The sequence below is a fragment of the Caballeronia arvi genome, assembly GCF_001544695.2.
Classification (GTDB): Bacteria; Pseudomonadota; Gammaproteobacteria; order Burkholderiales; family Burkholderiaceae; genus Caballeronia; species Caballeronia arvi.
On the sequence record NZ_FCOM02000024.1, the window covers coordinates 87,308 to 107,477 of the forward strand.

Consider the following 20,170-nt stretch of genomic DNA (forward strand, 5'->3'; position numbering starts at 1 on the left):
TCGCATCGGCTCGCGCTCTCGCGTTTGAACGTGGATTTTTGTGCCGCGATGTTTTCATCGACGGCGATAAACCGCATCGGACATCTGATTGAACCGCACTGGAAGGAGATGAAGTTGAAAGAATCGCATTGGATCAGCCGCAAGCTCGCCGTGTTCGCGGTGCTGGGCGCGACCGTCGCTGTGGGCGCTGCCGCATTGAACGCGCACGCGGCCGAGAACATGAAGGAATTGCGCTTCGGCGTCGAAGCATCGTATGCGCCGTTCGAGTCGAAGTCGCCGAGCGGCGAGCTGATGGGCTTCGATATCGACATCGGCAACGCGGTGTGCGCGAAGCTGAAGATGAAGTGCGTGTGGGTCGAGAACTCGTTCGACGGCCTGATTCCCGCGTTGCAGGCGCGCAAGTTCGATGGCATCAACTCGGACATGACCATCACCGACAAGCGCAAGGTCGCGATCGACTTCACCGATCCGATCTACACGATCCCGAATCAGCTGATCGCAAAGAAGGGCAGCACGATCCAGCCGACCGTCGAGGGGCTGAAGGGCAAACGCGTGGGCGTGCTGCAGGGCTCGATTCAGGAAACCTACGCGAAGGCGAAGTGGGCGCCCGCGGGCATCGATGTCGCGTCGTATCAGGCGCAGGACCAGATCTACGCGGACCTGGCGTCGGGACGTCTCGATGCGGCGTTCCAGGATGCCGAGGCGGCGTCGAAGGGCTTCCTGAAGCAGCCGCAGGGCGCGGGTTTCGCGTTCGCGGGTCCGGCGGTGTCGGATGACAAGTTGCTCGGCGCCGGCGTTGGCTTCGGCGTGCGCAAGAACGACAAGGCGTTGAAGGACGCGCTCAACCGCGCACTGAAGGAACTGAAGGACGACGGGACCATCGATCGCTTCGCCGCGAAGTATTTCGATGTGAAGGTGGTGTTGAAGTAAGGTCGCGTCGCTGCATGTGAGAAGCCCCGCCCGGGAGTGATTCCGGGCGGGGCTTTTTTGTCAGGGAACGGCTGTCACATCGACGGCGTGACGATCACGGTCGCCGTCGTCCCCGCACTCAACAACACGCCATCCGGCACCTCGTCGATATGCACGCGCACCGGCACGCGCTGCGCGAGCCGCACCCAATTGAAAGTCGGGTTCACATCGGCGAGCAGTTCGCGGCTTTGCGGATTGTCGCGGTCGTAAATGCCGCGCGAGATGCTCTCGACGTGCCCCTTCAGCTCGCCGCCGCTCATCAATCGCACCGAAGCCTTGTCGCCGATCCTTACATGCGGCAGCTTCGTTTCCTCGAAATAGCCATAGACCCAGAACGAATGACTGTCGACGATCGCGAGCTTGGCCGCGCCCGCCGTCGCGTAGTCGCCGCGAAACACGTTCAGGTTCGTCACGTAGCCGTCCACCGGTGAAAACACTTTCGTGCGTTCGAGATTCAGCTTCGCGGCATCGAGCGCGGCCTGCGCCTGCTGCAACTGCGCCTGTGCGGTCGATGCGGTCTGCATCGCGTTTTCGCGCGCTTCCTTCGACACGACGAGGCTGTCCATGTCGGCGCGGCGCGCGGCGTCCGCGCGGCGCATGCGCAATTCGGCGGCACGCGCGGCGACGTTCGCCTGTGCCTGCTCGACGGCAATCTGGTAATGCGACGGATCGATCTCCATCAGCAGATCGCCTTTCTTCACGAGCTGGTTATCGCGCACGGGTAGCTGCACGACCGCGCCCGACACGTCCGGCGCCACGTTGACGACGTCCGCGCGCACGCGGCCATCGCGTGTCCACGGCTCATCCATGTAATGCACCCACAGCGCGCGTCCGATGACGAGCGCGGCCGCAAAAATGGCGATGGTCAAAACCAGGCCGATGATTTTTCTCAGAATCATGATGCAACTCTTATTCAGCTTGTATGAATGGGGTGCCGCCAATCAGCGATACGCATAGAGCCCGAGCGCGCCGCAGATGCACACGAGCAGACTCGCGCGAAACAGCGCCGGATGCCAGACCACGCGATAGAGGCCCGTCAGCGAAAGCGCGCGGTCGACGATCCACGTGATCATCGCGCCCGCGATGAAGAGCAGGAGAATCGTCGGCACATAGGCTTCGAGGATCGAGACGTTACGCGGCAGCATGGGGCGCTCCTTCGGGCATGTCGTTGCGCTCGCGCGTATGGCGGCCAAATGGCGCGAACGGCGATTCGTGATCGAGCAGCGCGGTGCGAATGAAATGCAGATGACTCACGATGCGCTGCAGCCGATGCCGTTCCTCGCGCGGCGCATCGGCTAAATCGGCGAGCAAGGCTTGCGTATCGGCGATCGCGCGTTCGGCCGCTGCGAGCGCGGCATCGAAACGTGCGGCGTTCGGCCGGTCGAACAGTCGCGCGACGGCATCAAGCGTCGTATCGACGGAGCGTCGCCACGGCATCGACGCGACGTAGTGCGGCTCGCCCGGCAAGGCCGAAATCTCGCGCCGCAAATCGATCACCGCGTTGCCGAACTCGAGCACCGCGAATAGCCATTGCAGCGCGTCGCGTTGCTGTTCCGGGCTGCTCGCGGGCAGCGCGTTGATCTGCGCAAGCAGGTCGCGCGTGCGGCTTTCGAAGTGCGTCGTGAGGCGCGCAAGACGTCCGCGGCGCGCGCTGACGACTTCACGCCGCAGATCGCCGAGCAACAAGTGACGCAGCCACGGCGCGTCGGTCGGCAAGAGCACGGCGAAAGCGATTGCCGCGACGATCATCGACAAGACGAGTGCGAGCGCATCGTTCATGAAGCCGGTCGGATCGTAGTGAACGAGATTGTCCGGCCCCGCGAGAAAGCAGAAGAAGATGCAGAAGCCAACGCCCACGCCCGCGAGCGTGCGCCGCGTGCTCAGATACGCGCCGAACAGGAGCGCGGGCGCGAGCGCGGCGCACATCATCGCGAAGCCGTCGATGTGCGGAAACACGCCGAACACGACGATCATGCCCGCCACGGTCGCGAGCATCGTGCCGATCGCCATTTGCGCCGACATCAGCGCCGGCCGCGGCGACGACGACGCCAGCGCGCACACGGCGGCCGCGTTGAGCACCATCGTGCCGCCGCTCGGCCACGCGCTTTCGATCCAGAACGCGGAGAGAATGAACATCACCACCGCGCCGCGCAGGCCCGAGATGGCGGCTGCGAACAAGTTCGTCTTCGGCACGTAGCGCGCGATCCAGCGCTCGCGCTCGTGCGATGGCGAGGTGAGCGACGCGTAGGTTTCGGCGTAGGCGAGCATGTCGTCGACGAAGCGGTAGAGCAGTTCCCCCGCGGTGTCGAATTCGAGTTGCACGAAGTCCGGATTCGCTTCGAGCGTGGCGCGCGCCGCACGCATGCGCTTCGGCAAGGCGGCCTTGTAGTCGCGCAACTGCGCGGCGGCGTGCGCGGCGTCGGCGGCATTTCTCACCGGCTCGCCCGATACGGCAAAAAGCAGCGGCACTTCGCGAAAGAACGGCTCGAGCGCGGCGATGGTCGTCGCCGATGCGCTTTCGCGCAGCCGGTTCATCAACTGATGCAGCGCGTGAAAGCGCGTCGACGCGCTCATGAACTCGCTGTTCAGACGCGCGAGCCGCCCGCCGCGCATGCGCGACTCGGGATTCTCGAATACCGCGACGCTGCGCGCGGCCTCGAAGCCGACGATATCCGACACGAACGCGAGATTGGTCCGTTCGATCTGCGCGCGCGCCATGTTGCCCGACAGCGCGCGGCACACGTAATCGACGAACTGCGTGAAGCGGCGGCGCACGGTGGTGCGCACCTGCTCGCCCGCATGCTGCGGGAAGACGAGCGCGCTCACCGCACCCGCGCAGACGATGCCGAGCGTCACTTCGCTGACTCGCGTGAGCGCCGACAGATACGCGCCATCCGGATGCTGCGCCGCCGGAATGCCAATCAGCGCCGCGGTGTAGCCCGCGAGCACGAAGCCGTACGAGCGGAAATTGCGGTTGCGCGCCGCGCCCGCGGTGCAGATGCCGACCCAGAGCGCCGTCGCCGAGAGAAACAGCACCGGCTGCTGCGAGAACAGGCTGATGAAGACCATCATCACGACGAGGCCGACCATCGTTCCGCAGAAGCGATAGAAGCTCTTCGCGAGCACCATGCCGCTTTGCGGCTGCATCACGACGAAGACGGTGGTCATCGCGGTGCGTGGCTGTGCCATGTCGAGGCGCATCGCGATCCACAGCGACAGCAGCGCCGCGAGCACCGCCTTGAAGATGTAGACCCACGCGAGGCCGTCGGTGCGCGCCCAGTCGATGAGGGCGTGCCTGAGCGACTGACGTTCGATGAAAGAAGCGGACGTGGACATGCTCAGTCTCGCTTCGCTTTCGCGAACGGCCCGATGTGCTTCGACGGCGCGAGCGCGGTCTGTTCCGGCCCGTTCGACGGATCGTCGAGACCGCCGCCGAGCGCCGACGTGAGCGTCGCGTACGAGGCGAGCCGCTGCGCCCGCACGCGCGCCTGGCCGTCCTGCGCCTTCAGCAATTGCGTCTGGGCGATCAGCACGTTCAGATAATCGGTAAGGCCACGCTCGTAGCCTTCGTTCGCGAGATCGTAGTTCTTGCTCGCGGCGGCGACCGAGCGGCCGGACGCTTCGAGCTGCGTGTCAAGCGAATGCACGCGCACGACCTGATCGGCGATGTCTTTGAGCGCGGCGACGAGCGTCGCGTTGTAGTGATCGACGGCCTGATCGTATTGCGCCGATGCCGCGCCGAGTTGCGCGCGCAGGCGGCCGCCTTCGAAGATCGGCAGCGAGATCGCGGGGCCGAAGCTGTAGCCCGATGCGTCGCGCGTCAGGAAGCTGAGCAACGCGCCGCCCGCGAAAGCCTGCGTCAGCGATGCCGCGAGATTGATGTTCGGATAGAAGCCCGCCTTCGCGACATCGATGCCACGCGCCTGCGCCGCGACCATCCAGCGCGCGGCGACGATATCCGGCCGATGGCCAACCAGCTCGGCCGGCAGCGCGGAGGGCAGCGGCAGCGGTGTCGCGAGCGACAGCGCCGGACGCGTGAGCGCCTCGCCCGCACCGGGGCCTTCGCCCGCGAGCGCGGCTAGCTGATGACGCGCGAGCTGAATCTCTTCCTTATAGATGTCGACCTGACGTTCGTATTCCGGCAAAGGCGTTTCGGCCTGGCTCAGTTCCAGTTGCGTGCCGATGCCGCCTTTCAGGCGCCGCCGCGCGAGATCCGCGATACGCTCCTGCTGCGCGAGCGTATCCTCGGCGATATCGAGCAGCGCGAACGACTGCGAAAAGCCGATATACGCGCGCACGACGTTCGTCTCGAGCTCCAGTTGCGCGGCGCGTGCATCGGCGGCGCGCACGTGGGCGACATCGAGCGCGCGCTCGGCGTTGTTGTCATCGCGATGCCAGAGATCGAGGTTGTAGGAAAGCGTGAGGCCGGCGGTGTTGTCCCACGTCGTCGTATCGGCGAAGGGGCCGGGGCCGTAGAAATCGTTATTGGGCCAGTTTTTGCGCGACACGCTCATCGCGCCGTCGACGTGCGGCAACAGGTCCGAACGCGCAACGCCCGCTTGCTGCTGCGCTTCGCGCACGCGCGCTGCGGCCATCGCGAGCGTCGGGTTGCCGTTGGTCGCACGGGCGATCCACTGATCGAGCTGCGGGTCGCGATAGCCGCGCCACCATTGCTCGTCGGGCCATTGGGCGTCGGCGTTGGCGGCGCGGATCGCGCTGCCGGCATCGAGCGTGGAGGCATCGTTGAGCGAATCCTGCGGCGCGATCTTCCCCGTGCTCGCGCACCCGGCCATGATCAAGATTGTTGTAAGAACTGCGGCTGATGCAGTCTTACTGAGCATTCGCCCTCGCACGATTCACTCCCGAATTTGAACTAGACTTAAGGAGACGATTATATTTTTGCGGGGATTGTCGAATAACCGGTAAGAATGCAAAGCATTTTTACGGATGCTGTGATAATCGTTGTTGCCGATCGTGCAACAATTGAAAGCACGAACAGTTCTTGAAGTCGGGAAAGCAGCATGGACACGCTCCAAAACATGCGCGTATTCGTGCGGGTCGTGGAGGCGGGCAGCTTCACGGCGGCCGCACAGCATCTCAATACGACGACGGCTTATGCCTCGCGGGCCGTGTCGGATCTCGAAGCGCATCTGCGCGCGCGCCTGCTCAATCGCACGACGCGGCGCATCGCGCTCACCGAAGCGGGCGAGCGTTATCTGCAACGCTGCGAACAGATCCTCGCGTATGTCGATCAGGCGGAAGCCGAGGCGGGCGACGCCCACGCGCGTCCGTCCGGCAAGCTCAAGGTCCATTCGATGACGAGCTTCGGCCAGCACTACATCGTGCCGATGATCTCGCGCTATCAGCAGCGTCATCAGGCGGTGCAGGTCGAGCTGACGCTCGCGCAGCGCGTGCCGGACCTGCTCGACGAGGGCTACGACGTGTCCGTCGTGCTCGCATCCGATCTGCCCGATTCCGGGCTGGTGTCGGCGCGGCTCGGGACGGCGTTCAGCATCGCGTGCGCGTCGCCGGCCTATATCGAGAAACACGGCGCGCCGCACGTGCTGTCCGATCTCGTGCGCCACACCTGTCTGCACTTGATGACACCGGTGTTTCCGCCGGACCGCTGGGTCTTCGACGGTCCCAACGGTCAGGAGACGGTGAGCCTCGGCCCGTCGACGTTCACGGTGAACGTCGCGGAGGCAATGGTCGCGGCGATTCGCGAGAGCATGGGCATCGGCGTGCTGCCCACTTCGTCCGCGCTGCCCGGCTTGCGCGCGGGGACGCTCGTGCGCGTGCTGCCGCAATACACGATGCAGGAGCTGAACGTCTACGCGCTGTACCCGTCGCGCCAGTATCTCGATGCGAAGATCCGCACGTGGGTCGAGTTCCTGCGCGACGCGCTGCCCGACACGCTTGCCGCGGACGCCGAATCGCTGAAGGAATTCGTCGTCACTTGAAAAGCCCGCGAATTCGTTCGTTACGAAAAAAAGCACGGCGCAACACTTGCTTACTCACGGTTTGTCCGCAGCTTGATACTTTCGGCACTGTTCAATTGCAACTTTCACCGGGACAAGTCAAATGGGTACGCCACTTCTCCTCGCACTCGCCGCGCTTCTGGTGCTGATCGCCGTTCCGGCGTCGCGCGATCTCTTCAACGCCATGCGTACCCAGTCGGAACGCAACGCGAAGCGCCGCCTCGTGCCCATTCGCATCGACGATGACCGCGACGCGCGGATGCGCCGCAATCGCGATCCGTACGATCGCTGATCAGAGCAGGGTTTCGAGCGGTTCGATGAGACGCGGCTCGTCGTTGGTCGCGCGATTCACGTCGGATGAAACGCGATGCCAGACGAAGTGCGACGCCGGCACGCCATCGGATTTGACGAGCGCGGCGAGGTCTTCGGACGATGCGTCTGGATCGAGCCAGCGCCTGGCGACGGCCGGCGCAAACACCAGGGGGCGGCGGTCGTGCACATCGACCAGCCCCTCGTCGGCGGCGGCCGTCACGATGACGAAGCCCGCGCCGGGCGCTGCCGCGTCTTCATCGCGGAGAATGCTGGTAAGCGCGGCGAGATACATCGGCTCGCCGTCCGCGCGCTGAATGAAGTAGGGCTGCTTGAACGGCTTCGCCGCGGGATCGCCCGCGCGCGGCTCGATGCGCCATTCGAACCAGCCATCGGCCGGCACGAGAATGCGCGCCTTCTTCCACAGATGCTTGAAATACGCGCTCGTCGACGCGGTTTCGACGCGCGCGTTGATCGTCTGCGGCAGTTTCTTCTGAATGGCCCACGGCGGGCAATAACCCCAATGCACCGCGCGGATCGTTTCGTCGGGATAGACGGCGAGCGGATGCGTGCCGGGTGAAAGGTTATAGCCGGGACGCCTGTCGGCGGCATCCACGAGCACGAACGGATTCTTCAGATGCAGGCGTTGCGCGTAATGCATCGGCAGTCGGTATTGGCTGATTCGGCCGCACATGGCGTTCCTCCGCAAAGTCCAACACGGTTCGTGCTTCCTTCTTCGACGCTTATATCTCGACGACCTTGTCCCAAGCGAAGTCGGGATTCTCCCATTGCTGCGCGCGACGGCTGAAGTATCCGCGCGGATTGCACACGACGCGCGTGCCCCCGACGACGTAATCGAACGACGTATGGGTATGCCCGTGAATCCACAGCGACGCGGGCGCGCGCGCGAGCGTCGGCAGATGATTGACGAAGCCTGCCGACACGAGATCTTCCGCATAGCGCGGCGCCAGGCTTTCGCGCATCGGCGCATGATGCGTGACGACGATGGTTTGCCCTGCGAAGGGCTTCGCGAGTTCGTCTTCGAGCCATGCGCGCGCCTGTTCGTGCAGCGCGAGGGAATCGTCGGGAGCGAACTCGCGGTGCTCGCCGTCGGGCTCGGGCCATGCGAGTTGAATCAAGCCTTTGTAGTCGAGCATGACTTTCGTGCACGCTTCCTTCGCTGCTTCGATATCGTTCGTGTCCGAGCCGAAGAGGGCGAAGTCGGTCCAGAGCGTCGTGCCGAGCACGCGCCACGCGCCGCGCCGGTCGACCAGCGACGCGTTGTTCAGATAGTGCACGTTGTCGACACTGCGCGCGGCGTCCTGCATCGCCGCTTCCATCGCGCCGAACTCGGCGTCGTAATACTCGTGATTGCCGGGCACGTAGATGACGGGCACATCGTAATCGAAATTTTCCGCCGCCCAGCGCAAGCCTTCGGCGTGGTTGTGAATGTCGCCCGCCAGCACGACGAGATCGGCCTCGGCATAGGGAATCGCCAGCGGCTCGTCGCATTCGAGATGCAGGTCCGACAGCACGCGAATCTTCATGCGATCTTCTCCTTGCCGGGTGCGGCGCTCAGGCGCACGACCTTGCCGGGGTTCATCAGATTGTCCGGATCGAGCGCGGCCTTGATCGCCTGCATGAGCCGCACTTCGACCGGCGACTTGTAGTGCATCGCTTCATCGACCTTTAACTGGCCAAGACCGTGCTCCGCGCTGATGCTGCCGCGATGCCTGTGCACCTGGTCGTACACGAGCGCATTGACCGGCGTCTGATACGCGTCGAGGAACTGCTTCTGGTCGACGCCTTCGGGCGCCTGCACGTTGTAGTGCAGATTACCGTCGCCGAGATGGCCGAAAGTCACCATGCGCACGCCGGGCACGGCCTTCGCGATGATCGCATCGGTTTCGTCGATGAAGCGGCCGATGCTCGAAATGGGCACGGCGATGTCATGCTTGATGTTCAGCCCTTCCTCGGCCTGCGCGAGCGGAATGTGTTCGCGCAAGTCCCAGAACGCCTGCGACTGCGCGAGACTTTCCGCGACGACCGCGTTCTCGACGATGCCTTGTTCGAGCGCTTCTTCCATCAGCCGTTCGAACAGGGCGCGCGCGTGCGCTTCGCTTTCACTGTCCGAGAGTTCGAGCAGCACCGTCTGCGCGTGCGGCTCGCCGAACGGATAGCGCAGTTGCGGAAAGTGCCGGCCGACGAGGCGCATCGAAAAATCGGACATCAGCTCGAAGCCGGTCAAAAGCGCGCCGGCGTGATGCTGCGCCAGCGAAAGGAAATCGAGCGCGGCGTGCGGCGACGCGAGCCCGGCGAGCGCCGTGACTTTCGCGACGGGCGCGGGATGCAGCTTCATCACGGCCGCGGTGATGATGCCGAGCGTGCCTTCCGCGCCGATGAAAAGGTCGCGCAGATCGTAGCCGGTGTTGTCCTTGCGCAGACCGCGCAGGCCGTCCCAGATCTCGCCTTGCGGCGTGACGACTTCGAGCCCGAGACAAAGCTCGCGCGTGTTGCCGTAGCGGAGCACGCCGGTGCCGCCCGCGTTCGTCGACAGGTTGCCGCCGATCGTGCAGCTTCCTTCCGCCGCAAGGCTGAGCGGAAAGAGACGTTGCGCGCTTTCGGCGCGCGCCTGAATCTCGGCGAGCACGACGCCCGCTTCGACGGTGATCGTGTTGTTGTGCGGATCGATGCCGCGAATGCGATTGAGCCGCTTCAGGCTGATGACGGCCTGCGCGCCGCTCTCATCGGGCGTCGCGCCGCCCGCGAGTCCGGTGTTGCCACCCTGCGGCACGACCGCGATGCGATATTCGCGCGCAAGACGCACGAGCGCGGCCACCTGTTCGGCATCGGATGGCAGCAGCACGGCGCACGCATTGCCGCGATAGCGCTTGCGCCAGTCGACGAGATACGGCTCGGTGTCGATCGCGCTGATGAGAACGTGCGGCGCGCCGAGGACCTCGGTGCAGGCGGCGATGAAAGCTTGAGAAGCGGTCATGAGGAGATGAGCAAGAATTCGGGTAGGGCGTAGTTCACAGTATCGCGCAGGGCGGCGGCGCGCGACTCTCGTCCGAATGGCATAGGCACGCGCGTTGGCCGCCGATTCATGCTAAAAAGCTTCACGTCTCGGCGGTATCGTCGCGAAAAAAGCGAACGGACTAACTTTTTTTCGCACGCGCGTGCATGCGGGCAGCCCGTTTGAACGGCGCGACATGGGCGAGCGCGCAGACGAAGAACGCGAGCGAAAGCAGCGCTTCGAGCCAGGCGAGCGACGCGGACAGGCCCGCATCGGTCATGCCGCGCACGACGCCTTCGGCGAGATAGAGCAGGACGAGCATCGATGCCCACTGGAGCGTGTACAGGTTTCTGCGCGCAACGCCCGGCAGCGCGCACGCGAGCGGCAGCGCCTTCAGCGCGAGCGCCCACGCGCCGGGGCGCAGCGGAGCGAGCCACAGTTCCCAGAGGATCGTAAGCGCGATCAGCGCGCCGAGGCTCGCGAGCGCGCCCACTGCGAAGGCGGAGTTCGGCCGCGATTCGGAGGCGGGCGAACTCATGCGGAGCGGGCGCCGCGCACGAGATCGAGCGCGGTGCGTGCGAGCCGCGCGCCGAGTGCGACGGCGAGCGCTTTCTCGTCGGCGGAGATGCCGTGGCGCTGGTTCTCGTCGCCGCCCGCGCGTGCGTGATGCGACGCGCCGTAGGGCGTGCCGCCGCTTTGTGTCGTCGTGAGCCGCGATTCGGTGTACGGGATGCCGACGATCATCATGCCGTGATGCAGAAGCGGCAGCATCATCGAAAGCAGCGTGCTTTCCTGGCCCCCGTGCAGGCTGCCGGTCGAAGTGAAGACGCTCGCGGGCTTGCCGGCGAGCGCGCCGGACAGCCACTGCGGCGTGGTGCCGTCGAGGAAATACTTGAGCGGTGCGGCCATGTTGCCGAAACGCGTCGGCGAGCCGAGCGCGAGACCCGCGCATTCTTCGAGATCGCGCAGTTCCGCATAGGGCGGGCCGTCGGCGGGAATGTCGGGCTGCGTGGCTTCGCAGACGGCCGAGACGGGCGGCACCGTGCGCACGCGCGCCTGCATGCCGGGAACGCTGTCGACGCCCTGGGCGATCGCGAGCGCAAGCTCGCGGGTCGCGCCGTGGCGGCTGTAGTAAAGCACGAGGATGTCGTTCATAAGGCTTTTTTAGTGAACGGCTATTATAGGTATCAGGTGATTTTCGTGGCGCGGCGCGGCTTCAGTGCGAACTCAGTGCAAGCGCCGCCACGACGGGAGAAGGGTTTGCAGCATCTTTCCATCGATCTCGCAGCGGTCAGGCGTCTCGCGCGTTTCGTCGCGCGGCGCATCGGCGAGGACCGCGTCGCGCAAGTGGCGGGCAGCCTCACGTTCACGAGCGTGTTGTCGCTCGTGCCGCTCGCGACCGTCGCGTTCGCGCTCTTTACCGCGTTTCCGATCTTCGGCTCGTTCCAGGCGTCGCTGCAGGATTTCCTCGCCGTGCACCTGATGCCGCCGCAGATCAACGACCAGATCTTCAAGTATCTGAACCAGTTCGCATCGAAGGCGAAGGGGCTCACGACCGTCGGCATGATCATTCTCTTCGTGACGTCCGTCATGACGATGATGACGGTCGAGTCCGCGTTCAACGTCATCTGGCGCGTGAAGAAGGCGCGGCCGATCGCGCAGCGTGTGCTCGTCTACTGGTCGATCATCACGCTCGGGCCGATTCTCTTCGGCTGCAGCCTGTCGATCTCCTCGTATGTGTTCGCCCATTCGGTCGCGTTCGCCGGTTCGCACAATCTGATGCCGCCGATCGTCGAATGGGCGCTGACCGGCGTATCGCTGCCGCTCACCGCGCTCGCGTTCACGATGATTTACGTCTACATGCCGAACTGCAAGGTCGAGTGGCGTGACGCGATCGTCGGCGGGATCATCGCGGGGATTGCGTTCGAGCTCGGCAAGCGCGGCTTCGGTTCATATGTGCGACGCATTCCCACCTATACCGCGGTGTACGGCGCGTTCGCCGCGCTGCCGGTGTTTTTGTTGTGGGTCTATCTGTGCTGGATGATCGCGCTCGTCGGCGCGATGGTCACGTCCGCGCTGCCCGCGATCCGCACGGGGCAGTATCATCGGCGCGATTTTCCCGGCAGCGATCTGCTCGACGCGCTCGAAATTCTCGCTCGCCTGGTCGAGTCGCGGGAAGAGGGCAAGCCCGGCTACACGGCGCTGCAGCTTGCCACGCTGTCGCGATGCGATCTGGATACGTCCACGCGCCTGATCGCGCGGCTCGATGCGCTCGGCTGGATCGGACGGCTGGAGGATTCGCGCCAGCCGCGCTACGTGCTGATCGCCAATCCGAATCAGATCACGGTGACGATGCTCTTCGAGCAGTTCGTGATCGACGGCGCAGAGCTGGAGTATCAGTTGAAGCTCGATGCGGCGCAGGTGGATTGCAGCGCGCTCATGAACGCGCTGGAGAACGAGAAGCTGGAAATCACGCTAGGCTCGCTGATTGCCGCGCGGGCATCGGCGCTTACGAGCGCGCGCATGCGCGAAGTGCCGCGCCCGTCGATGCCGGAGCAGCCCGCGTAACTCGACGCGGGCGCAGGATCAGAGCGAAATCTTGCCGATGCAGATGTCCTTGAACATCACCCAGTCGCCCATCAGGCTGTAGATGGGATGACGAAACGTCGCCGGGCGATTCTTTTCGAAGAAGAAATGGCCGATCCACGCGAAGCCGTAGCCGCAGACAACGGCCGCGGGCAGCCAGAGCCAGTCGCCGGTGGCGATCGCCATCGCGAGGCAGCCGATCACGCCGAGCGAGCCGACGAAATGCAGCCTGCGTGACGTCAGATTGCGGTGTTCCTCGAGGTAATAGGGATAGAACTCGGCGAAATTCGCGAAATGTTCACCGTGTGCGGTGTGCGCCATGACGGCCTCCTGATGATGCCTGCTGGTGTCATGCGGCGCTCCCGCGCCTGTCCGACGATTGCGCCAGCAAGATTCATTCTGCGACCGTCATGCGCGCCGTGCAAGCGCGCGCCGCGACGTTGCGCGGCCCGCCGCACAGGCGGCGTCAACCGGTTTTCGCCTGCGCTCTGGCGCAACTGAGCGCGAACGCGAACAGCGCGTCGAGCGTCGCGTCGGGCTGTTCGGACATGAGTGCGTGGCCGGCGTCCAGTTCCACCGTTTGCACGGAAGCGCCCGCCTGCCTGAACGCGTCCACGAGCGGACGCGCGGCGCGCGGCGGCGTCATCATGTCGCGCTTGCCGCTCACGACGCACACGGGACAGCACACCGCGGCCGCGCGTTCGAGCGCATCGGCGTAGGCGTTGCAGGCGCTGAAATCGGTATGAAACAGCAGCGCCTCGCCGCGCAGGCTCACGCGCTCCATCAGCCGCTGATTCACGCCGTGCAGCCAGAAACCCGGCGCGGGGCTCGACGGCTTCGCGGCGATCGTCGAATGCGACCACTGATTGACCATGTCGATCGCTTCGGGCTCGTGCTCGCGGGCGGCATCGAGCAGCGTGTCGGAGACGAGCATCGGCGCGGCGGTCGCGAGGAGCGCGAGGCCCATCGCGCGAGCGGGATGGCGCGCGGCGGTGTCGAGCGCGATCAGCGAGCCCATGCTGTGACCGGCGAAAAGCGCCCGTTGCACGCCCGCGGCGTCCAGCACGCCGATGACCCAGTCCGCGAGCGCGCCGATGGTGGCGAGCGCGGGCCCGGCGCTGCGCCCGTGGCCCGGCAGATCGAGCGCGAGAACGCCGAAGCCGTGATGCGCGAAATAGCGCGTCTGCAACGCCCACACGCTGTGATCGTGCTCCGCGCCGTGTATGAAGACGACGGCGGGGCGTGCGGCGTCGAAAGATTTGCCGCCGGTATAGGCGTAGGCGCCGCGGCCGTTGGTATCGAGGATCATGCGCGGCTCCCGAGCGGCGCGGGCGCGCTCGCATCCTGAGCGCTTTCGGCGGCTTTTTGCGCAGCCTTCAGTCCGCGCTTGAGATCGTCGATGAGATCGTCCGGATCTTCGAGGCCGATCGACAGGCGCACGCAACCCGGCCCGATGCCCGCAGCCGCGAGCGCGGCGGCGTCCATGCGAAAGTGCGTTGTCGAGGCGGGATGGATCACGAGCGAACGGGCGTCGCCGACGTTCGCGAGATGCGAGAAGAGCGTGAGCGTTTCGATGAACTTTCGCGCCGCGGGCACGCCACCCTTGATATCGAAGCTGAACACCGCGCCCGCGCCGCGCGGCAGGAGGCGCGCGGCGAGCGCGTGATCGCGATGGGTCGGCAATTCGGGGTAGGCCACGCCCTCGACCGCCGGCGATTTCAGCAGGAAGTCGATCACCTTGCGCGTATTCGCGACATGCCGATCCATGCGCAGCGGCAAAGTCTCGATGCCTTGAAGCAGTTGCCACGCCGCCTGCGGATGCAGACATGCGCCGAAATCGCGCAGGCCTTCGCGCCGGGCGCGCAACAGGAACGGCGCGACGGTGCTTTCTTCCGCGAACACCATGCCGTGAAAACCCGCGTAAGGCTCGGTGAACTCGGGAAAGCGTCCACTTGCCGCGAAGTCGAACGTGCCGCCATCGACGAGCACGCCGCCGATCGTCGTTCCGTGTCCGCCGAGAAACTTCGTCGCGGAGTGATAGACGAGATCCGCGCCATGTTCGAACGATCGCAGCAGATACGGCGTCGTGAACGTGGAATCGACCAGCAGCGGCACGCCGTGCTCATGTGCGATCTCCGCGACGCCCGCGATATCGAGCACATCGAGCCCGGGATTGCCGAGCGTTTCGCCGAAGAAAAGCCGCGTGTCGGGCCGCGCGGCCGCGCGCCACGCGTCGAGATCGTGCGGCGGCACGAAAGTCGTCTCAATGCCGAAGCGCCGCAGCGTGTAATGCAGCAGATTGTGCGAGCCGCCGTAGAGCGCGCTCGACGCGACCACATGCGAGCCCGCGCCCATCAGCGTGGCGATCGCCAGATGCAGCGCGGCCTGTCCGCTCGCCGTGCCGATCGCGCCGACGCCGCCTTCGAGCGCGGCCACGCGTTCTTCGAACACCGCGACGGTCGGGTTCGAGATGCGCGAATAGACATGCCCCGAGCGCTCCATGTTGAAGAGCGCGGCGGCGTGATCGGAGTCGCGGAAGGTGAACGAGGTGGTCTGATAAATCGGCGTCGCGCGGGCGCCGGTAACGGGATCGGGCGCGGCGCCCGCGTGCAGCGCGAGCGTGTCGAAACGATTGGCTGGCATCATGAGCGGCCGGCGCGCGTAATGGCGCCGGCATGCGGCGAAATGAGGGTCAATCATCGTAACATCGGAAGCGCGCGCTCAAACCTAGGGCGAACGCGCGGCCGCGAATCGGGCAAAGCCTTGTCCGTTCGGCCAGTGCGGGCGTTCCGGCGGCGCGCCCGGCTTTCCTTTTGCGGGCCTTTCCGATAGCATCGACTGATCGTTTCATCAACGTTTGGGCATCCGCACCGGCATTTCGCGAGGAGACAGTCATGCGAGTCAGCGACATTCTGAAAGTAAAGGGCAACACGCTGTTCACCGTGACACCCGACACCCCGCTCTCCGACGCAGTCGACACGATGGCGGCGCATGACATCGGCTCGCTCGTCGTGATGGAATATGGCGATCTGGTCGGCATGCTGACCTTCCGCGAAATCATCCTCATCCTGCACAATAACGGCGGCGCCGTCGGCACGACCACGATTCGCAAGATCATGGACGACCATCCGCTCACGTGCACACCGGAAACCGATGTCAACGAAGTGCGCCGCATGATGCTGGAGCATCACGTGCGCTATCTGCCGGTCATGGAAAAGCGCCAGTTGATGGGCGTCATCTCGTTCTACGACGTCGCCAAGGCGGTCGTGGAAGAGCAGGGCTTCGAGAATCGCATGCTGAAGGCGTATATCCGCGACTGGCCCGAGCAGCAGGAAGAAGCGCGTTGAGCATCGTTGACGGTGCTGCGAAGTTCCGCGCTTCGCGGCATTGCCGATACTATGCGCAGAGTTCATCATCCGAAGCGCGCCGACGGCGCGTTTTTTTTCGTCTGGCCTAAGGGTGCGATGTCATCCCGCGGCCCGGTTTTCGTACTATCCGGATTCGGTCGCCGCGCTTACGCGATCAACGCCGGACTTCACTATCCCGCAAGACATGAGTGACAAATCGCTGCGCGCCGCGTCGCGCACTTCCCGACGTTCTTCGACCGAAGGCGAAAGCCAGTTCCGCCTGATGCGCCAACGTCGTTTCGCGCCGTTCTTCTGGACGCAGTTTCTCGGCGCGATGAACGACAACGTCTTCAAGGTCGGATTCACGTCGCTGGTGACGTTCCAGGCCGCGCGCTTTTCCGGCGTCGATCCGAAGACCGCCGCGTTTCTCATCTCCGCGATCTTCATCGTGCCGTTTGTGCTCTTTTCGGCGACGTCCGGCCAGATCGCCGACAAATACGACAAGGCCGTGCTCGCGCGCCTCGTGAAGAGCTTCGAGATCGTCGTGATGCTGATCGGCGGCGCGGGCTTCGTGCTGCACAGCGCGCCGCTGCTCTACGCGTGCACGTTCCTGATGGGCGTGCATTCGACCGTGTTCGGGCCGGTGAAATATGCGTATCTGCCGCAGCATCTCGATTCGCATGAGCTCGTCGGCGGTAACGGGCTCGTCGAGATGGGCACGTTCGTCGCAATTCTGATCGGGACGATCATCGGCGGGGCGGCGGCGGGCGCGTCCGACCACGGCGCGATGCTGCTCGCGGCCGCGTGCCTCGCGTTCGCAGTGATCGGGCGCGTTGCATCGGCATTCGTGCCGAAGTCAGAGGCGCCGCAGCCGGACCTGCGCATCAACTGGAATCCGGTTTCGGAGACGTGGCGCAATCTGAAGCTGGCGAAGCAGGACCGCACGGTGTTTCTGAGCCTGCTCGGCATTTCGTGGCTGTGGTTCGTCGGCGCGACCTTTCTGACGTCGTTCTTCAATTTCGCGAAGGACGTGCTGTCCGCGAATCCCGATGTCGTGACGATCCTGCTCGCGACGTTTTCCATCGGCATCGGCACTGGTTCGTTGTTGTGCGAGCGACTCTCGAAGCGGCGCGTCGAGATCGGGCTCGTGCCGCTCGGTTCCATCGGCATCAGCGTGTTTGCGATCGATCTGTTTTTCGCGAGTCACGGCATCGCGCCGGCGGGACACCTGCTCGGCGTGCCGGAATTCCTGCAAGTGTGGACGCACTGGCGCATTCTCGCGGACCTGTTCCTGCTCGCGATGTTCGGTGGCTTCTACAGCGTGCCGCTCTATGCGCTGATCCAGGCGCGCAGTCAGCCTACGCATCGCGCGCGCATCATCGCGGCGAACAACATCCTCAACTCGTTCTTCATGATCGTCTCGGCGCTGATGGCGCTCGCGCTCACGTCGATCGGCGTCGGCATTCCCGGGCTCTTCCTGACGACGGCGCTGCTCAATGTCGTGGTCGCCGTGTATATCTATTCGCTCGTGCCGGAGTTCTTGCTGCGCTTCATCGCGTGGATGCTGGTGCATACGTTTTATCGCATCCGTCTCGTCGATGCCGGGCGCATTCCGGCGCACGGTCCGGCGGTGCTCGTGTGCAATCACGTGAGCTTCGTCGATGCAGTCGTCATCATGGCCGAAAGTCCGCGGCCGATCCGCTTCGTGATGGATCACCGGATCTTTCGCACGCCGCTGATCGGCCGGCTGTTCCGTCGCGTGAAGGCGATTCCGATCGCGCCCGCGCACGAAGACGCGCACATGCTCGAACGCGCTTATGAGGAATGCGCGAAGGCGCTGGATGACGGCGATCTCGTCTGCATTTTTCCCGAAGGCAAGCTGACGCGCGACGGCGAGATGAACCCGTTCAGGCGCGGCATCTCGGAGATTCTGAAGCGTCATCCGGCGCCCGTCGTGCCGATGGCGTTGCGTGGACTCTGGGGCAGCGTGTTTTCGCGCCACGAAGACGCGCAGTGGCCGCGCCCGATTCATCGCGGGGCGATGACGCGTCTCACGCTCGCGGTCGGCGAGCCGATCGCGCCGGAAGACGCGACGCCCGCGCATCTGCAGGAGGTCGTGTCGGCCTTGCGCGGCGCGCGGCGGTAGATGGCGCTGGCATAATAGCGGTTTCCCCCGACACTTTTTTTCAGGTCGACGCTCATGTCCGGCAATACCCTTGGCACGCTCTTCACCGTCACGAATTTCGGCGAATCGCATGGACCGGCGATCGGCTGCGTGATCGACGGCTGCCCGCCGGGCATGGCGCTCTCGCAAGCCGATATCCAGATCGAACTCGATCGCCGCCGCCCCGGTACGTCGCGGCACGTCACGCAGCGTCGGGAAGCCGATCAGGTCGAGATTCTTTCCGGCGTCTTCGAAGGCGTGACGACGGGCACGCCCATCGCGCTCCTGATCCGCAACACCGATCAGCGCAGCAAGGACTACGGCAACATCGCGCAGACGTTCCGTCCCGGTCACGCGGACTACACCTACTGGCAGAAGTACGGCGTGCGCGATTATCGCGGCGGCGGCCGTTCGTCGGCGCGGCTGACTGCGCCGACGGTGGCCGCGGGTGCGGTCGCGAAGAAGTGGCTGCGCGAGAAGTTCGGGCTCGAGACGCGCGGCTGCATGAGCGCGCTGGGCGATATCGACATTCCGTTCGTCGACTGGCAGCACGTGCAGGAGAATCCTTTCTTCTCGCCGAACGCGGATGTCGTCCCGCAGCTCGAGGAATACATGGACAACCTGCGCCGCGACGGCGATTCGGTCGGCGCGCGCATCGAAGTCGTGGCGACGGGCGTGCCGGTCGGTTTGGGCGAGCCGCTTTACGACCGTCTGGATGCCGACATCGCCCACGCGATGATGGGACTCAACGCGGTCAAAGCTGTCGAGATCGGCGCGGGGTTCGCGAGCGTCGCGCAGCGCGGCTCGCAGCACGGCGACGAAATGACACCCGAGGGTTTCGCGACCAACAACGCGGGCGGCATTCTCGGCGGCATTTCGAGCGGGCAGGACATTCGCGTGTCGATCGCGATCAAGCCGACGTCGAGCATCCGCACGCCGCGCCAGTCGATCGATCAGGAAGGTGCTGCCGCTACCGTCGAAACCTTCGGCCGTCACGATCCGTGCGTCGGCATTCGTGCGACGCCGATCGCGGAAGCGCTGCTCGCACTGGTGCTGATGGACCACGCGCTGCGTCATCGGGCGCAATGCGGCGATGTGATCGTCGGTACGCCGAAGATCGCGGCGCAAATGCCGGCGAAATAAAAAAGGGCGCCAATCTCGACGCCCTCTGTCTTTTCAGACCTTACATATTCGGATAATTCGGCCCGCCACCGCCTTCCGGCGTGACCCATACGATGTTCTGCGTCGGGTCCTTGATGTCGCAGGTCTTGCAGTGCACGCAGTTCTGCGCGTTGATTTGCAGGCGCTCGCTGCCGTCGTCGGACTTGACGAACTCATACACCGCGGCGGGGCAATAGCGGCTTTCCGGTCCCGCATACGTGCGCAGATTCACGTTGACCGGCACGCTCGGATCTTTCAGCGTCAGGTGCGCCGGCTGATTCTCCTCATGATTCGTGTTCGAGATGAACACCGACGAGAGACGATCGAACGTGAGCTTGCCATCGGGCTTCGGATAGACGATCGGCTTGCACTGCGAGGCCGGCCTCAGCATCTCGTGATCCCAATGCTGATGATGCAGCGTCCACGGCACGTTGCCGCCCATCACTTTCTGTTCCAGGCCGACCATGAAGGTGCCGAGATACAGGCCCTTGCTCATCCACTGCTTGAAGTTGCGCGCGCGATGCAGCTCGGTCTTGAGCCAGGAGGTATCGAACGCTTCGGGGTAGGCCGCGAGCTCGTCGTTCTGACGGCCCGCCTGCACGGCATCGAACGCAGCTTCGGCCGCCATCTTGCCGGACTT

At 64.7% G+C, this 20,170-nt stretch carries 20 protein-coding genes; 7 read left to right on the forward strand and 13 right to left on the reverse strand.

Annotated features, from left to right (window positions below; genetic code table 11):
- Window positions 1-108 precede the first annotated feature (108 nt).
- Complete coding sequence (locus tag AWB74_RS24200; protein WP_061149260.1) at window positions 109-930, forward strand: ABC transporter substrate-binding protein; 822 nt, start codon at window positions 109-111, stop codon at window positions 928-930.
- A gap of 74 nt (window positions 931-1,004) precedes the next feature.
- On the opposite strand, the gene AWB74_RS24205 is transcribed toward AWB74_RS24200, so the two are convergent.
- From AWB74_RS24205 to AWB74_RS24220, 4 genes are read right to left on the reverse strand one after another with little or no spacing between them, the layout of a single operon-like run.
- Complete coding sequence (locus tag AWB74_RS24205) at window positions 1,005-1,868, reverse strand: efflux RND transporter periplasmic adaptor subunit (RefSeq protein ID WP_061149237.1); 864 nt, start codon at window positions 1,866-1,868, stop codon at window positions 1,005-1,007.
- Between the two features lie 42 nt (window positions 1,869-1,910).
- Complete coding sequence (locus AWB74_RS24210; RefSeq protein ID WP_014191041.1) at window positions 1,911-2,114, reverse strand: DUF1656 domain-containing protein; 204 nt, start codon at window positions 2,112-2,114, stop codon at window positions 1,911-1,913.
- Complete coding sequence (locus AWB74_RS24215; protein ID WP_061149238.1) at window positions 2,101-4,305, reverse strand: FUSC family protein; 2,205 nt, start codon at window positions 4,303-4,305, stop codon at window positions 2,101-2,103. The genes AWB74_RS24210 and AWB74_RS24215 overlap by 14 nt, the downstream gene beginning before the upstream one ends.
- 2 nt (window positions 4,306-4,307) lie before the next feature.
- Window positions 4,308-5,810: an efflux transporter outer membrane subunit gene (locus AWB74_RS24220; RefSeq protein WP_061149239.1), complete on the reverse strand. Its 1,503-nt coding sequence runs from the start codon at window positions 5,808-5,810 to the stop codon at window positions 4,308-4,310.
- Between the two features lie 180 nt (window positions 5,811-5,990).
- On the opposite strand from AWB74_RS24220, the gene AWB74_RS24225 reads away from it, so the two are divergent.
- Both AWB74_RS24225 and AWB74_RS24230 read left to right on the forward strand, forming a co-directional pair.
- Entirely contained in the window at window positions 5,991-6,929 is a 939-nt protein-coding gene (locus AWB74_RS24225; protein WP_061149240.1) for a LysR family transcriptional regulator, read from the forward strand.
- Window positions 6,930-7,050: 121 nt separating this feature from the next.
- On the forward strand, window positions 7,051-7,239 hold the full coding sequence (locus AWB74_RS24230; protein ID WP_061149241.1) for a hypothetical protein: 189 nt from the start codon (window positions 7,051-7,053) through the stop codon (window positions 7,237-7,239).
- Here the strand turns inward: AWB74_RS24230 and AWB74_RS24235 are convergent, their stop codons facing one another.
- The 5 genes from AWB74_RS24235 to wrbA form a co-directional block, all read right to left on the reverse strand.
- The gene (locus tag AWB74_RS24235) at window positions 7,240-7,950 is read right to left on the reverse strand and encodes an SOS response-associated peptidase (RefSeq protein ID WP_061149242.1); all 711 of its coding nucleotides are present in this window, start codon (window positions 7,948-7,950) and stop codon (window positions 7,240-7,242) included.
- Between the two features lie 49 nt (window positions 7,951-7,999).
- Complete coding sequence (locus AWB74_RS24240; protein ID WP_061149243.1) at window positions 8,000-8,803, reverse strand: metallophosphoesterase; 804 nt, start codon at window positions 8,801-8,803, stop codon at window positions 8,000-8,002.
- The gene (locus AWB74_RS24245) at window positions 8,800-10,254 is read right to left on the reverse strand and encodes an FAD-binding oxidoreductase (RefSeq protein ID WP_061149244.1); all 1,455 of its coding nucleotides are present in this window, start codon (window positions 10,252-10,254) and stop codon (window positions 8,800-8,802) included. The genes AWB74_RS24240 and AWB74_RS24245 overlap by 4 nt, the downstream gene beginning before the upstream one ends.
- A 160-nt stretch (window positions 10,255-10,414) precedes the next feature.
- Window positions 10,415-10,810 carry a DUF2069 domain-containing protein gene (locus AWB74_RS24250; protein ID WP_061149245.1) on the reverse strand — a complete coding sequence of 132 codons (396 nt, stop codon included), beginning with the start codon at window positions 10,808-10,810 and terminating at the stop codon, window positions 10,415-10,417.
- Window positions 10,807-11,427, reverse strand: coding sequence for an NAD(P)H:quinone oxidoreductase (gene wrbA, locus AWB74_RS24255; protein ID WP_061149246.1), 621 nt, complete (start codon window positions 11,425-11,427; stop codon window positions 10,807-10,809). The genes AWB74_RS24250 and wrbA overlap by 4 nt, the downstream gene beginning before the upstream one ends.
- Window positions 11,428-11,532: 105 nt before the next feature.
- Between wrbA and AWB74_RS24260 the strand changes: the two genes are divergently transcribed.
- The gene (locus AWB74_RS24260; RefSeq protein ID WP_061149261.1) at window positions 11,533-12,840 is read left to right on the forward strand and encodes a YihY family inner membrane protein; all 1,308 of its coding nucleotides are present in this window, start codon (window positions 11,533-11,535) and stop codon (window positions 12,838-12,840) included.
- A gap of 18 nt (window positions 12,841-12,858) precedes the next feature.
- On the opposite strand, the gene AWB74_RS24265 is transcribed toward AWB74_RS24260, so the two are convergent.
- The 3 genes from AWB74_RS24265 to AWB74_RS24275 form a co-directional block, all read right to left on the reverse strand.
- Entirely contained in the window at window positions 12,859-13,179 is a 321-nt protein-coding gene (locus AWB74_RS24265) for an Mpo1-like protein (protein ID WP_061149247.1), read from the reverse strand.
- Between the two features lie 145 nt (window positions 13,180-13,324).
- Window positions 13,325-14,167, reverse strand: a complete 843-nt coding sequence (locus tag AWB74_RS24270; RefSeq protein WP_061149248.1) for an alpha/beta fold hydrolase — start codon at window positions 14,165-14,167, stop codon at window positions 13,325-13,327.
- Entirely contained in the window at window positions 14,164-15,501 is a 1,338-nt protein-coding gene (locus AWB74_RS24275; RefSeq protein ID WP_061149262.1) for an O-acetylhomoserine aminocarboxypropyltransferase, read from the reverse strand. The genes AWB74_RS24270 and AWB74_RS24275 overlap by 4 nt, the downstream gene beginning before the upstream one ends.
- A gap of 251 nt (window positions 15,502-15,752) precedes the next feature.
- Here AWB74_RS24275 and AWB74_RS24280 point away from each other — a divergent pair, with 251 nt between their 5' ends.
- From AWB74_RS24280 to aroC, 3 genes are all read left to right on the forward strand, one after another.
- Entirely contained in the window at window positions 15,753-16,205 is a 453-nt protein-coding gene (locus AWB74_RS24280; protein WP_061149249.1) for a CBS domain-containing protein, read from the forward strand.
- A gap of 205 nt (window positions 16,206-16,410) precedes the next feature.
- Window positions 16,411-18,351 carry an MFS transporter gene (locus tag AWB74_RS24285; protein ID WP_061149250.1) on the forward strand — a complete coding sequence of 647 codons (1,941 nt, stop codon included), beginning with the start codon at window positions 16,411-16,413 and terminating at the stop codon, window positions 18,349-18,351.
- A 54-nt stretch (window positions 18,352-18,405) separates the two neighbouring features.
- Complete coding sequence (gene aroC / locus AWB74_RS24290; protein ID WP_061149251.1) at window positions 18,406-19,512, forward strand: chorismate synthase; 1,107 nt, start codon at window positions 18,406-18,408, stop codon at window positions 19,510-19,512.
- Window positions 19,513-19,552: 40 nt separating this feature from the next.
- Here aroC and AWB74_RS24295 read toward each other — a convergent pair.
- Window positions 19,553-20,170 (reverse strand): 4Fe-4S dicluster domain-containing protein (locus AWB74_RS24295; RefSeq protein WP_200822023.1); only part of this gene is annotated, 618 nt, incomplete at its 5' end.